The sequence below is a fragment of the Monashia sp. HAY1-2A genome, assembly GCF_056755315.1.
Window position 1 is genome coordinate 24,541 of sequence record NZ_JBNDHY010000027.1, and the last position, 14,104, is coordinate 38,644.

Below are 14,104 nucleotides of genomic sequence, written 5' to 3' on the forward strand. Positions count from 1 at the left end.
GCCGCCGGGACGGCTCACGAGTCGTCGTCCTCCGGTGGCCGCTCGGCCTCCATCTGCTTCTTGATCAGCTCGACGACGGTCGAGTCGGCGAGGGTCGTCACGTCACCGAGCCGGCGGTGCTCGGCGACGTCGAGCAGCAGGCGCCGCATGATCTTGCCCGACCGGGTCTTCGGCAGCTCGGGCGTGAGCAGGATCTGCCGGGGACGTGCCAGCTTGCCGATGCGCTGGGCGGTGAGCTCGCGTAGCTCGCGGACGAGAGCGACGCCGGGTTCACCCTCGGTCGGGACGTCCGCCTTGATCGTCACGAACGCGACGATGGCCTGCCCCGTGGCCGGGTCGCTCGCGCCGACCACGGCCGCCTCGGCGACGCGCGGGTCGGAGACGAGGGCGTGCTCGACCTCGGTCGTCGAGATCCGGTGTCCGGAGACGTTCATGACGTCGTCGACCCGGCCGAGGACCCAGATGTCGCCGGCGTCGTCCTTCTTCGCCCCGTCTCCGCTGAAGTAGACGCCGGGGAAGCGCTCCCAGTACGTCGTGCGGTAGCGCTCCGGGTCGCCCCAGATGCCACGGAGCATCCCCGGCCACGGCTCGGTCACGACGAGGAACCCACCCTCGCCGGCTCCGGCCGCCGACCCGTCGTTGCGCACGACCTCGGCGCTGATCCCGGGGAACGGGACCATGGCCGCGCCCGGCTTGGTCGTGGTGATGCCCGGGAGCGGCGTGATGAGGATGCCGCCGGTCTCGGTCTGCCACCACGTGTCGACGACCGCGCACCGACCGCCGCCGATGTGCGTGTGGTACCAGACCCAGGCGTCGGGGTTGATCGGCTCGCCGACCGAGCCGAGCAGTCGCAGGCTCGACAGGTCGTGGCCCTCGGGGTACTGCTCACCCCACTTCATCAGCGTGCGGATCGTCGTGGGGGCGGTGTAGAGGATGGTGACCTTGTACTGCTCGACGATCTGCCACCACCGGTCCTTGCCCCCGGCGTCGGGCACGCCCTCGTAGAGCATCGAGGTGACCCCGTTGGCGAGCGGCCCGTAGACGATGTAGCTGTGCCCCGTGACCCAGCCGATGTCGGCGGCGGTCCAGAAGACGTCGGTCTCCGGCTTCATGTCGAAGATGTACCGGCAGGTCGCGTAGCAGTGGGTCAGGTACCCGCCGGTCGTGTGCAGGATGCCCTTGGGGTTTCCGGTCGTGCCGGAGGTGTACATGACGTAGAGCGGGTGCTCGGCGTCGTGCGCCTCCGCGGTGTGCTCGGTGGGGGCGCCCTCCACGACGTCGTGCCACCACACGTCGCGTCCCTCGACCCAGCCGATCTCCTGGCCGGTGCGGCGCACCACGAGGACCTTCTCGACGTCGGGGCAGCTCTCGAGGGCCTCGTCGACCGCGGGCTTGAGGGGGTTGACGGCACCGCGCCGGTAGCCGCCGTCGGCGGTCACGACGAAGCGCGCGTCGCAGTCGAGGATGCGCGTCGACAGGGCCTGGGACGAGAAGCCGGCGAAGACGACCGTGTGCGGGGCCCCGAGCCGGGCACACGCGAGCATCGTGACGACGGTCTCGGGGATCATCCCCATGTAGATCGCCACCCGGTCGCCCTTCGTGACGCCCAGGGAGGTCAGCGCGTTGGCGGCCTGGCAGACCAGGTCCTTCAGCTGCCCGTACGTGATGGTCCGGGTGTCGCCCTCGGGCTCACCGACCCAGTGGTAGGCGACCCGGTCCCCGTGGCCCCGCTCGACCCACCGGTCGACGCAGTTCACGGCCACGTTGAGCTCGCCGCCGACGAACCACCTCGCGTCCGGGAGCTTCCACTCGAGGACGGTGTCCCAGGGCCTGGCCCACGTCAGGCCCCTGGCCTCGTCGGCCCAGAACGCGAGCCGGTCCTGCTTCGCCCTGCCGTAGATGTCGGGCTGCGCGTTGGCCTGCGCCGCGAGGTCGGGCGGCGGTGGGAACTGCCGGTTCTCGTGCAGCAGCACGTCCAGCTCGGGAGTGGTGCTCATGGCGGACTTCCTTGGTCGTGACGGAGTGCCGGGGTCCCCGGCTGACGGATGAGGGCGCGGCTCACCGCCGCCCGGGGGTCGGCCGGGCGACGATGACCGAGCGGTGGCGGCTCAGGCCAGCGGGCCGACCGGCAGGACGGTTCGCCTGAAGGTCGAGTTGGTCACGACGGCGAAGGACGTGTACCAGGCGACGGCCGCGGTGGCGACCCCGACCCACCCCCCGATCTTGGTGACGAGCGCGTAGTCGCCGTAGGCGCCGACGGCCAGCACGACGTAGGTCGCGAACAGCAGGACGAAGACGCCTAGCACGGCCATGCTGACGCGCAGCGCGGCGATGACCATGTACCCGGTGAAGAACGCCCAGACGGCCAGGAACAGCCCGGTCGCGGCCCTCGCCTCGCCCGCGCGGGTGATCCCCGGGAGCAGGAAGTTGGCGTAGACCCAGTAGGAGATCCAGAAGGCGCCGTAGGACGAGAACGCGAGGGCACCGAACGTGTTGCCCCGCAGGAACTCCCACATGCCGGCGAGCAGCTGTGCGGCCCCGCCGTACACCAGCGCGAGACCCAGCACGACGGGTGCCGCTGCGGCGCCGACGAGCCCGGTGTTGACGATGCTGAGCACCATCGTCGTCATGGCGAAGGCCGCGAGGCCGAGGGCCGCCGGGTCCGCGATGCCCGACGCGTCGGCCACGGCCGGTGTGGGCTCCGTACCGCGCTCGGGCGGGCCGGTCGTCTCGGCGGCCACCGCCCCGGGGTCCGCCGTCTGCGCCGGGTGGTCCGGGTGCCTGGGGTGAAGGATGTGTGTTGCCATGATCCGGGCCCCTCCAGAGGCCCTCTGCCGGGCGACACGGGGTGGCAGATCCGTCATGGCGACGTGGCGGGTCATGTCATCACGGCGCACCTTGCGCAACCCGACATGGCGAATCTACGTCTGTCGCGACCGACTCACAAGATCGCCGCCCTCCGTGCTGGGGGGCGCCGCGTCGCCCGGCCGCCGCGCCTGCGCCGGGCGTCCGACTGGCGTCCGGCGAGGGTTTCCTGACGCACTCTTTACCGGCTGCGGCGGCCCCACAGACCCGGGCGTTCCTACGCTCGCTGGCTAGCGACGCCCGATCGGGTGTCCTGACAGCGAGAAAGGTTCTCCTTCATGAAGCTCCGCTCACTGGCGCTGGCTGCTCCGCTCGCGCTCGTCGCCGCATCGCTGGCCGCACCGGCCATGGCGTCGCCGACCTTCGACGTCCGCGGCACCACCTGCCTCGACCCGGCCTCCGTCGGGGCGCGCAGCATGCACGGCACCGCCAAGGACCCGCACGAGCTGACCGACGCGCAGGTGCGCGCCAACGAGGCCGCGCTCCGCACGGCGTTGGCGGCCAAGGGCCTGGGCCTGACCTCGTCGGGTGCCGCGGCCCGCCCCGGGGGCGGTGCGGCCTTCGCGAGCGCGACGATCGACGTGTACTTCCACACGATCACCGACGGGTCGCAGGGGTCGATCAGCGCCTCGACGATCAGCAGCCAGATCAGCGTGCTCAACAACGCGTACGCGGGCTCGGGCTTCAGCTTCCGCCTGGCCGGCACCGACGTCACCGACAACGCGGCCTGGTACACCGTGACGCCGAGCTCCACGGCCGAGCGGAACATGAAGAGTGCGCTGCACCGGGGCGGCAAGGCCGCGCTCAACCTCTACGCCGCGAACATCGGTGACGGCCTGCTCGGCTGGGCGACCTTCCCGAAGAAGAACCCGGGCACCCAGGACGGCGTCGTCATGCTCAACGCCTCGATGCCGGGCGGCTCGGCGACGAACTACAACCAGGGCGACACCGCGACCCACGAGGTCGGCCACTGGCTCGGGCTCTACCACACGTTCCAGGGCGGCTGCTCCGGCTCGGGGGACTACGTCGACGACACCCCGGCAGAGGCCAGCGCCGCGTACGGGTGCCCGACCGGGCGCGACACGTGCACGAGCCCCGGACTCGACCCGATCAGGAACTTCATGGACTACACCTACGACTCGTGCATGACCGAGTTCACGGCCGGCCAGGTGACCCGCATGCAGGCCCAGTGGACGGCGTACCGCGCCTGACCTGCGCTGACGCCGCCGAGGCCTCCGCCGGACCCGTCCCGGGCCACCGCCCGGGCACCCGGCTCGGCTGCGGCACATAGCATCCCGACCGGGGCCCCGCCAACACGGCGGGGCCTCGGCATGTCGCCGGCCCGGAGCGGCTACCGTGGGCGGCCTATGAGTTCAGGGGCCGCCTTCCACCTCCCACCCGCCTTCCCGGAGCGGGCCGCGTGGGGTACCGCGAGCAAGCTGCGCGCCTGGCAGCAGGAGGCCCTCGACCGGTACGTCGCGCAGGCCCCGCGCGACTTCCTCGCCGTCGCGACACCGGGGGCGGGCAAGACGACCTTCGCCCTCCGCGTCGCGACCGAGCTGCTGAGCGGCGGCGTCGTGAACCGGGTCACGGTGGTGGCCCCCACCGAGCACCTCAAGACGCAGTGGGCCGACGCCGCAGCCCGCGTCGGGATCAGCCTCGACCCGAGGTTCAGCAACAGCATCGGACGCCACAGCGAGGACTACCACGGTGTCGCCGTCACGTACGCCCAGGTCGCCTCGCGCCCCTCGCTGCACCGCGAGCTGACGACGTCGCGCTCGACGCTCGTCATCCTCGACGAGGTGCACCACGGCGGCGACGCCAAGAGCTGGGGCGACGGCATCAGGGAGGCGTTCGAGCCGGCCACCCGCCGACTGTCCCTCACGGGCACCCCGTTCCGCTCGGACACCTCGCCCATCCCGTTCGTCCGTTACGAGCTCGACGAGGAGGGCGTCCTCGTCAGCTCCAGCGACTACGCCTACGGGTACGCCGAGGCGCTGCGCGACGGCGTCGTGCGCCCGGTCCTCTTCATGGCCTACGGCGGCACGATGCGCTGGCGCACCAAGGCCGGCGACGAGCTGGAGGCGCGCCTCGGCGAGCCGATGACCAAGGACGCCGTGGCCAACGCGTGGCGCACCGCGCTCGACGCCAAGGGTGAGTGGATCCCGGCCGTCCTCGCGGCCGCCGACAAGCGCCTCACCGAGGTCCGGCGGCACGTCGAGGACGCCGGTGGCCTCGTCATCGCGAGCAACCAGACCCAGGCGCGCGCGTACGCGGCGCACCTGCGGGCGCTCACCGGGGAGTCCCCGACCGTCGTGCTCTCCGACGACCAGGGCGCCTCGCAGCGCATCGAGCAGTTCGCCGGCAGCACGTCGCGGTGGATGGTGGCCGTGCGGATGGTCTCCGAGGGTGTCGACGTTCCGCGCCTGTGCGTCGGCGTCTACGCGACGTCGACCTCGACCCCGCTGTTCTTCGCCCAGGCGGTCGGCCGCTTCGTGCGCGCGCGGCGACGCGGCGAGACGGCGTCGGTCTTCCTGCCGTCGGTGCCCGTCGTCCTCGACCACGCGGCGCGCCTCGAGGAGCAGCGTGACCACGCCCTCGACCGCAGGCCCGACCCCGACGACGTCGCCCAGATGTGGGCCGAGGAGCAGGCGCTGCTCGACGAGGCCGCCCGCGACGAGAAGGCGAGCGGGGCGCTGGCCGAGGGCTCGTTCGAGGCCCTCGAGTCCGAGGCGCACTTCGACCACGTCCTGTTCGACAAGCAGCAGTGGGGCATGCACGCCGAGGTCGGCTCGGAGGACGAGCAGGACTACCTCGGGCTGCCGGGCCTGCTCGAGCCGGACCAGGTCGCCCAGCTGCTGCGCGAGCGACAGAGCAAGCAGGTGCGCAAGGCGCCCCGAGACGCCGGGCCGACCCCGGTGGCCGCGCACCGCGCCCTCGCCGCGCAGCGCAAGGAGCTGAACAAGCTGGTCGCCGCCTACGCGCGCCAGAAGGGCTACCCGCACGCCAACGTCCACCTGGACCTCCGACGTGCGTGCGGTGGGCCCGACCTCGCGGCCGCGAGCACCGAGCAGGTGACCGAGCGGATCGACAAGATCCGGCTCTGGCTCGTCGGCCGCCGCTGAGCCGTCCCGCGCCCTCACCTGGCGTTCCGCGCCGTCACGTGCCTTCACGTGCCGTCACGTGGCGTTCACGAAGGCGGGTGGTCCGCATCGCCCCGTTCGTCCCCGGCCGCGGCTAGGGTCGGGCGCGTCCCGCTCCGGCGGGACAGAACCCCACACCGCTTCGCGACCCGCGCAGCACCCCGGCGCGGAAGACAAGGACGACATGAGCACCGACGAGACCCCGGACTTCCTCTCCTCGCCCACCACCCGTCGCCAGCTGCTCGCGATGGCAGCCGTCGGTGGCGCGGGCATCGCCACGGTCGCGGCCGCCTCGCCGGCGGGTGCCGCCGGCACCGCTGGGCAGGGTGGGGGCACCGACGGCGAGGTCGTCACCCTCACCGTCCTCGGCACCACCGACCTGCACGGCAACGTCTTCAACTGGGACTACTTCAACAACCGCGAGTACGACGACAAGACGCACAACGACATCGGCATCGCCAAGGCGTCCTCGGTCATCAAGATGCGCCGCGCCGACCTCGGCGCCGCCGCGACGCTGACCCTCGACGCCGGTGACACGATCCAGGGGACGCCCCTCGCGTACTACTACGCCAAGATCGACCCGATCACCGGCGGCGCCACCCACCCGATGGCCGCCGCGATGAACCAGGTCGGCTACGACGCCGCCGCGCTGGGCAACCACGAGTTCAACTACGGCATCGACACCTTGCGCGCCTTCGAGAAGCAGCTGAACTTCCCGCTCCTGTCGGCCAACACCGTCGACTGGGACACCGGCGCGCCCGCCTTCAAGCCGTGGGTCATCAGGACCGTCAAGCTCGAGGACCGCAAGCCGATCAAGGTCGGCATCCTCGGCCTCGTCACCCCGGGCGTCGCGATCTGGGACAAGGCCAACGTCGACGGCAAGCTGAAGTTCCCCGGCATCATCGAGCAGGCCAAGGTCTTCGTGCCCCGCCTCAAGGCGGCCGGCGCCGACGTCGTCATCGTGTCGTGCCACTCCGGCACCAACGGCAAGTCCTCGTGGGGTGACGCGCTGCCCTACGTCGAGAACGCCAGCCGGCTCATGGCCGAGCAGGTCCCCGGCATCGACGCCGTCCTCGTCGGCCACTCGCACGTCGAGGTCGTCGACAAGGCCACGAACGCCCAGACCGGCAAGCAGGTCCTCCTCGTCGAGCCGTACTACTGGGGCATGCGCGTGGCCGAGATGACCCTCTCGCTGCAGAAGGTCCGGGGGCAGTGGCAGGTCGTCGACTCCGCCGGCCGGCTCTGGAACGCCAACGCCGTGCCCGAGGACCCCGCCGTCACAGGCGCCGTCCGGGCCGCCCACGAGAAGGTCCTCGCCTACGTCAACGGCGTCATCGGCACGTGCACGCAGGCGATGTCGGCGGCCACCTCGCGCTACGAGGACACCCCGGCCATGGACTTCATCAACTACGTCCAGGCCGACGCCGTCAAGAAGGCCCTCGCCGGCACGCCCGAGGGCGCGCTGCCGATGCTGTCGATCGCCGCCCCGTTCAACAAGCTCGCGGCGATCCCGGCGGGCGACGTGACGATCCGCGACGTGGCCGGGCTCTACATCTACGACAACACGCTGCTCGGCATCGTGCTGACCGGCGCCCAGGTCAAGGACTACCTCGAGAAGAGCGCGTCGTACTTCGTGCAGTACTCGGGCACCGGCCCCGTCTCGGCCGACACCATCACGAACGCCGGCGGCACCCCCGACTACAACTACGACATCATGGGCGGCCTCGACGCGCCGCTCACCTACGACATCGACATCGCCAAGGCGGTCGGCTCGCGCATCACCGGCCTCGCCTACGGCGGGGTGCCGGTCGCCCCCGAGGCACGGTTCGTCGTCGCGATCAACAACTACCGCCAGTCCGGTGGCGGCGGCTTCCCCGGCGTCACCACGGCCCCGGTCGTCTACAACCGGCAGATCGAGATCCGCCAGCTGCTCATCGACTGGGCCACGGCGAACACGGTCATCGACCCGGTGACCTTCTCCAGCACCGACTGGCGCCTCGTCAGCAACGGCACGCCGGTCACCGTCACGAACGCCTGACCTCCGGCTCCACCCGACGCCGACAGGCCCGCCCGGCCACGAGGTGGGGCGGGCCTGCCACGTCGACGGAGGGTCAGGCCCCGACGAGCACCCGGTGTCCCCACGCCGGCAGCGTCATGGTGTCGCCGACGGCGAGCGCGACCGGCGTCCCGTCGAAGGCGTCGACCCACGAGCCGGCCTGCGGGCCATCACCGAGGGTCACGGTGGCGTCGTCGGGGGAGAGGTTGAAGGCCGCGAAGACGCGGTCGTCCTCGGCTGCGCGGACGAAGGCGATGACCGAGGTCTCGTCGCTGTTGGGGACGCGCACCATCCGGCCGCCCCACGACCCGTTCCAGAGGGCTCGGTGGGCCTTCTTCAGTGCGAAGAGGGTGCGGTAGAGCTCACCCTGCGGGTCCTCGCGCCACTCGATGAGGTCCTTGTCGAAGAACGCGAGCCGCTTGTCGCTGCCCGCCTCCTGACCGTTGTAGACGAGGGGCACGCCCTCGCCGATGACCGACAGGACGATCGCCGCCTCGAGGGCGTCGCCGAACTGCTCGTACTCCGTGCCCTCCCACGCGTTCTTGTCGTGGTTGCTGACGAACGTCATGCGGTAGGCGTCGCGCGGGTAGAAGCGGTCGTTCCACGCGTAGTAGACCTTGAGCGCCTCGACGTCGGCCTTGCCCATCGCGATGCGGTGCATCGTCTCGTTCCAGCTCCACGCGTACGTCATGTCGAAGGCCCGGGTGTGAAGGTCGCGCGACTCCCACTCGGCCAGCATGAAGACCGGCTTGATGGCGTCGAGCTCGCGGCGCACACCCTCCCAGAAGTCGAGGGGGACGAACCCCGCGACGTCGCAGCGGAACCCGTCGACGTCGGCCTCACGCACCCAGTACGCCATGGCGTCGGCCATGTACCGGCGCAGGCCGGGCTGGTCGTAGTCGAGGTCGATGATGTCCTCCCAGTCCCACCACGGCGTCGGCCGGAAGTCGCCCTTCCAGTCGCGCGCGTACCACTCCGGGTGCTCCACGGTGAGCGGGTTGTCCCAGGCGGTGTGGTTCGCGACCCAGTCGAGGATGACCTTGAGGCCGAGGCCGTGGGCGGTGTCGACGAAGTGGCGCAGGTCCTCGAACGTCCCGAACTCGGGGTTGACGCCGAGGTGGTCCCGCACGGCGTAGGGGCTGCCGAGCGGCCCCTTGCGGTTCAGCTCGCCGATGGGGTTGACCGGCATCAGCCACACGACGTCGATGCCGAGGTCGCGGATGCGGGGCAGGTGCTCCTCCGCGGCGCGGAACGTCCCCTCGGGCGTCATGTTGCGCTGGTTGACCTGGTAGACGGTCGCCGACCGGCTCCACTCGGGGTGGACGAGCCGGACGCCGGGGACGGGGGTCGTGAGGTCGGGTGCCTGGTCGGGCTGGTGGTCCGCAGTCACGGGGTGGTGCCTCCTCGGGCGAGGTCGAGCAGGTGCTCGACGAGCGGGACGGTGCGGTGGTCGAGACGGGTGGCGAGCGAGATGACGGTCGAGGCGCGGGTGACGAGCTCGTCGTCGACGACGCGGTCGATGACCCGTTGCAGGTCGGCGTTGTCGCGCCCGACGATGCGGATGAGGACGTCGCCGGACCCGGTGATGGTGTGTGCCTCGAGCACCTCCGGGATCGCGGCGAGGTGCTCGACGACGGGGGAGTGACCACCGCGGCCCTGCCGGATCTCGAGGGTGCAGAAGGCGGTGACGGGATACCCCAGAGCGGCGGGGTCGACATCGGGGGCCATCGAGCGCAGGACGCCGGTGCGCTGCAGCCGGTCGAGCCGGGCCTGGACGGTGCCGCGCGCGACGCCGAGCCGGCGCGAGGCGCCGAGGACCCCGATGCCCGGCTCGTGGAGCAGCAGCAGCAGGATGCGGCAGTCGAGGGCGTCGACGGGTGGCCGGGACGCGGGGCCGGAGGACGACATGGGCAAAGTGTCCACTGTTGAGCGGTACAAGGGCAACACTTTGCGCACTGTGCCCAGCGGCGAGGCGACCTGTTGACCACTGTGGCCCGGTGGGTCACGCTCGCGCCATGACTGACACGATGCCGTCTCGGCCAGCCGAGCTCACCGACGACCGCACCCAGCAGGAGCGCGAGGCCGACCTCGATCTCGACCAGCTCAAGCAGCTCGTCGGTCTCGTCGAGTACGACGAGAACACCGACGTCTTCCCGGTCACCGGCTGGGACGCGATCGTCTTCGTCGTGGGCAACGCCACCCAGAGCGCGCACTACTACCAGAGCGCGTGGGGCATGGAGCTCGTCGCCTACTCCGGGCCGGAGAACGGCAACCGCGACCACAAGGCGTTCGTCCTGCGCAGCGGGTCCATCCGCTTCGTCGTCAAGGGCGCCGTCGACCCCGACAGCCCGCTCGCCGACCACCACCGTCGCCACGGCGACGGCGTCGTCGACATCGCCCTGGAGGTGCCGGACGTCGACCGCTGCATCGCCCAGGCCCGCCAGGCCGGCGCGACCGTGCTCGAGGAGCCGGCGAACCACACCGACGAGCACGGCACGGTCCGGGTCGCGGCCATCGCGACCTACGGGGAGACCCGTCACACGCTCGTCCAGCGCACCGTGGACGGGCAGACCTATGCCGGCCCCTACCTGCCGGGCTACGAGCCCGCCGCGTCCTCCTACGAGCGGCGCGAGGGCCAGCCCAGGCGACTGTTCCAGGCGCTGGACCACGTCGTCGGCAACGTCGAGCTGGGCCACATGGACGAATGGGTCGCGTTCTACAACCGCGTCATGGGCTTCGTGAACATGGCCGAGTTCATCGGTGACGACATCGCCACCGACTACTCGGCCCTCATGAGCAAGGTCGTGGCCAACGGCAACCACCGCGTGAAGTTCCCGCTCAACGAGCCGGCGGTCGCCCGGAAGAAGAGCCAGATCGACGAGTACCTCGAGTTCTACCGCGGCGCGGGCGCCCAGCACCTCGCGGTCGCGACGAACGACATCCTCGCCTCCGTCGACGCCCTGCGCGCCAACGGCGTCGAGTTCCTCGACACCCCCGACAGCTACTACGAGGACCCCGAGCTTCGGGCGCGCATCGGCAACGTCCGCGTCCCGATCGAGGAGCTGCAGAAGCGCAGGATCCTCGTCGACCGCGACGAGGACGGCTACCTGCTCCAGATCTTCACCAAGCCGCTGGGCGACCGGCCGACGGTGTTCTTCGAGCTCATCGAGCGGCACGGGTCCCTCGGCTTCGGCAAGGGCAACTTCAAGGCCCTCTTCGAGGCCATCGAGCGCGAGCAGGACAGGCGCGGCAACCTCTGAGCCCCAGCGGACGCGTCGGGCCCGCCACCCTTCGAGGTGACGGGCCCGGCCCGTGGCAGAGTTGGGACATGAGCCAGCAGCCCTCAGGGTGGTACGACGACCCCAGCAACCCCGACATGCTCCGGTACTGGGACGGGGTCACGTGGACGAACCACACCGCACCGAAGGCGTCGCCGACCGCGGCGCAGAGCACCATCGGAAGCCCCCAGGGCTCGGACCCGGGACGCGACGCCACCGGTGCGGCGGCGACCCCGCCGGGCGCACCCACCCCGACGAGGCCGATGCCCCAGGGCGGCTGGCAGCAGGGCGGTCAGTCGCAGTACCAGCAGTCCCCGTACCAGCAGTCGCAGTACCCCGGGGCGCCCCAGGGCGGTGCCCAGTGGATGTACAACGTCAAGACGACCGCCGACGGCGTGCCGCTCGCCTCGTGGGGCAAACGCCTCGCGGCCTGGCTCATCGACGGTGTGCTGCTCGCGATCGTCGGCGGGGCCATCGCCTGGGCGGCGACGCCGAGCCTGCAGCAGGGGATGTCGGACGTCTTCCAGGCCGCGGCCAGCGGTGACCGGACCTCGGCCACCCAGCTGCAGGGCGAGCTCATCGGTCCCTCGCTCCAGTTCGGCGTCGTGCTGTGGCTCGTCGTGACGGCCTACTGCCTCGTCTTCTGGACCACGACCGGCCAGACGCTCGGCAAGATGGCCCTCGGCATCAGCGTCCGGAGGGCCGCGGAGCCGGGACCGCTGCCGCTCCGCGCGGCGGTCCTGCGTCGCCTCGTCCCGCTCGCCGGTCAGTTCGTCAACCTCCTGACGCTCATCGACTACCTGTGGCCGCTCTGGGACGACAAGCGCCAGGCGCTGCACGACAAGGTGGCCGGTACCCAGGTCGTCGAGGGCAAGCAGCCGCGCCGGCAGGGCTGAGCCCGTCGGGGAGCGCGTCCCGCCGTCGGCGTCCGCGGCTGCGGCCGTGCGGACGCCGACGGCGAAAACGCCTTGCTCCGCTGTCGGTGGTCGGCGGCAGAATGACAGGCGCGGTCATCACCGCGCCACGGCGACGACGCCGTACCCACACTCCACAGACCACCGGAGCCCACTCGTGTCCTCACCGACCACATCGACCACGACGGGCGGACCACCCGCCCTGCCCGACAAGCTCGACGCCGCCGTCCTCAAGGTCGCCGGCGTCGTCGTCCTCGGCGCGATCATGTCGATCCTCGACATCACCGTCGTCAACATCGCGCTGACCAGGTTCCAGACCGTCTTCGCCGAGCCGGGCGGCCAGCCGCTCGCCTACTCGACCGTCGCGTGGACCGTCACGGCGTACACGCTCGCGCTCGCCACCGTCATCCCGCTCACCGGCTGGGCCGCCGACCGGTTCGGAACGAAGCGGCTCTACATCCTGGCCGTCGTCCTGTTCACCGCCGGCTCGGCGCTCTGCGCCTCGGCGGGGTCCATCGAGATCCTCATCGTCTTCCGCGTCCTGCAGGGCCTCGGTGGCGGCATGCTCATGCCCCTCGGCATGACGATCATGACCCGCGCCGCCGGCCCCGAGCGCATGGGCCGCCTCATGGCCGTCCTCGGCATCCCGATGCTCCTCGGCCCGATCTTCGGCCCGATCCTCGGCGGCTGGCTCATCGACAACTACTCGTGGCACTGGATCTTCCTCATCAACGTGCCGATCGGCGTCGTCGCCGTCGTCTACGCGCTGTGGGCGCTGCCGTCCGACCGGCCGGAGCCGTCCGAGTCCTTCGACGTCGTCGGCATGCTGCTCATGTCGCCGGGCCTGGCCCTGTTCCTCTACGGGGTCAGCTCCATCCCGGGCGAGCGCACGGTCGGCTCCGGCAAGGTCCTCGTGCCCGGCCTGGTCGGGCTGTTCATGATCGCCGTCTTCGTCGTGTACAGCTTCCGGCCCAAGCACCCGCTGCTCGACCTGCGGCTCTTCTCCAACCGGCGCCTCACGGTCGCGACCATCACGATGTTCCTCTTCGGCGCGGCCTTCTTCGGCGGCCTGCTCCTCGTGCCGCAGTACCTCCAGCAGGTGCGTGCCGAGACCCCACTGCACTCGGCCTACCTCATGGTGCCGCAGGGCATCGGCGCGATGCTGACGATGCCGGTCGCCGGGGCGCTCGCCGACCGCTTCCCGGTCGGGCGCATCGTCCCGTTCGGCCTCGTCGCCATCGTCGTCGGCATGTTCGCCCTGACCCAGGTCGGCCCCGACACCTCCTACTGGGGCTTCATCATCCCGGTGCTGTTCCTCATGGGACTGGGCATGGGCGGCACCATGATGCCGATCATGACCTCGGCGCTCAAGACGCTGACCCACCACCAGGTGGCCCGGGGTTCGACGCTGCTCAACATCACCCAGCAGATCGCTAGCTCCATCGGCGTCGCCGTCATCTCGGTCGTGTTCACCAACTACCTCAACGGGACGCGGACGGCCGGGGCGGTGCTGCAGGCGCAGTTCGACCCGGCGGTCAAGGACAAGCTGGGCCCGCAAGGCCTGGCGGCCGCGGTCGCCGAGCTCGCCGACGTCTACGGCAGGACCTTCCTCGTCGCGGCGATCCTGTGCGCGGCGACGCTCGTCGCCGCGGCCTTCCTGCCGCGGCGCCACGAGGAGTCGCACCTGCTCGACGAGGACCAGGAGGGGGTCACGGCCCCCGTCGCCCTGCACTGAGGGTCGCGCACACGCGAGCCGACGTGACCCGACACGACGCGCCCCCGCCGAACCGGCGGGGGGGCGTCGTCTCGTCTGCCCCCGCCGTCCCCTGATGGGGGCAGGGCCTGTTT

At 71.2% G+C, this 14,104-nt stretch carries 10 protein-coding genes; 6 read left to right on the forward strand and 4 right to left on the reverse strand.

What is annotated here, in order from left to right:
• Positions 1-14 precede the first annotated feature (14 nt).
• Together acs and ACPYOM_RS06160 are read right to left on the reverse strand one after the other, a co-directional pair.
• Positions 15-1,997 carry an acetate--CoA ligase gene (acs, locus tag ACPYOM_RS06155; RefSeq protein WP_481345298.1) on the reverse strand — a complete coding sequence of 661 codons (1,983 nt, stop codon included), beginning with the start codon at positions 1,995-1,997 and terminating at the stop codon, positions 15-17.
• 111 nt (positions 1,998-2,108) lie between these two features.
• Positions 2,109-2,807 carry an acetate uptake transporter gene (locus tag ACPYOM_RS06160; protein WP_481343732.1) on the reverse strand — a complete coding sequence of 233 codons (699 nt, stop codon included), beginning with the start codon at positions 2,805-2,807 and terminating at the stop codon, positions 2,109-2,111.
• 336 nt (positions 2,808-3,143) lie between these two features.
• Here ACPYOM_RS06160 and ACPYOM_RS06165 point away from each other — a divergent pair, with 336 nt between their 5' ends.
• The 3 genes from ACPYOM_RS06165 to ACPYOM_RS06175 all read left to right on the forward strand — a co-directional run bounded on the left by ACPYOM_RS06165 (position 3,144) and on the right by ACPYOM_RS06175 (position 8,046).
• Positions 3,144-4,076: a zinc metalloprotease gene (locus ACPYOM_RS06165; RefSeq protein WP_481345299.1), complete on the forward strand. Its 933-nt coding sequence runs from the start codon at positions 3,144-3,146 to the stop codon at positions 4,074-4,076.
• A 156-nt stretch (positions 4,077-4,232) separates the two neighbouring features.
• A complete protein-coding gene (locus tag ACPYOM_RS06170; protein ID WP_481345300.1) occupies positions 4,233-5,990 on the forward strand; it encodes a DEAD/DEAH box helicase in 1,758 nt (585 codons plus the stop codon).
• Between the two features lie 202 nt (positions 5,991-6,192).
• Positions 6,193-8,046, forward strand: a complete 1,854-nt coding sequence (locus ACPYOM_RS06175; protein ID WP_481345301.1) for a bifunctional metallophosphatase/5'-nucleotidase — start codon at positions 6,193-6,195, stop codon at positions 8,044-8,046.
• Between the two features lie 73 nt (positions 8,047-8,119).
• Here the strand turns inward: ACPYOM_RS06175 and ACPYOM_RS06180 are convergent, their stop codons facing one another.
• Positions 8,120-9,454, reverse strand: coding sequence for an alpha-amylase family glycosyl hydrolase (locus ACPYOM_RS06180; RefSeq protein WP_481345302.1), 1,335 nt, complete (start codon positions 9,452-9,454; stop codon positions 8,120-8,122).
• A complete protein-coding gene (locus tag ACPYOM_RS06185; protein WP_481343900.1) occupies positions 9,451-9,972 on the reverse strand; it encodes an Lrp/AsnC family transcriptional regulator in 522 nt (173 codons plus the stop codon). Before ACPYOM_RS06185 ends, ACPYOM_RS06180 begins: the two co-directional genes overlap by 4 nt.
• Positions 9,973-10,079: 107 nt before the next feature.
• Here ACPYOM_RS06185 and hppD point away from each other — a divergent pair, with 107 nt between their 5' ends.
• The 3 genes from hppD (at position 10,080) to ACPYOM_RS06200 (ending at position 13,991) form a co-directional block, all read left to right on the forward strand.
• A complete protein-coding gene (gene hppD / locus ACPYOM_RS06190; protein WP_481345303.1) occupies positions 10,080-11,324 on the forward strand; it encodes a 4-hydroxyphenylpyruvate dioxygenase in 1,245 nt (414 codons plus the stop codon).
• A gap of 68 nt (positions 11,325-11,392) precedes the next feature.
• A complete protein-coding gene (locus tag ACPYOM_RS06195; protein WP_481345304.1) occupies positions 11,393-12,238 on the forward strand; it encodes an RDD family protein in 846 nt (281 codons plus the stop codon).
• A 175-nt stretch (positions 12,239-12,413) separates the two neighbouring features.
• Positions 12,414-13,991, forward strand: coding sequence for a DHA2 family efflux MFS transporter permease subunit (locus ACPYOM_RS06200; protein ID WP_481345305.1), 1,578 nt, complete (start codon positions 12,414-12,416; stop codon positions 13,989-13,991).
• Positions 13,992-14,104: the final 113 nt, after the last annotated feature.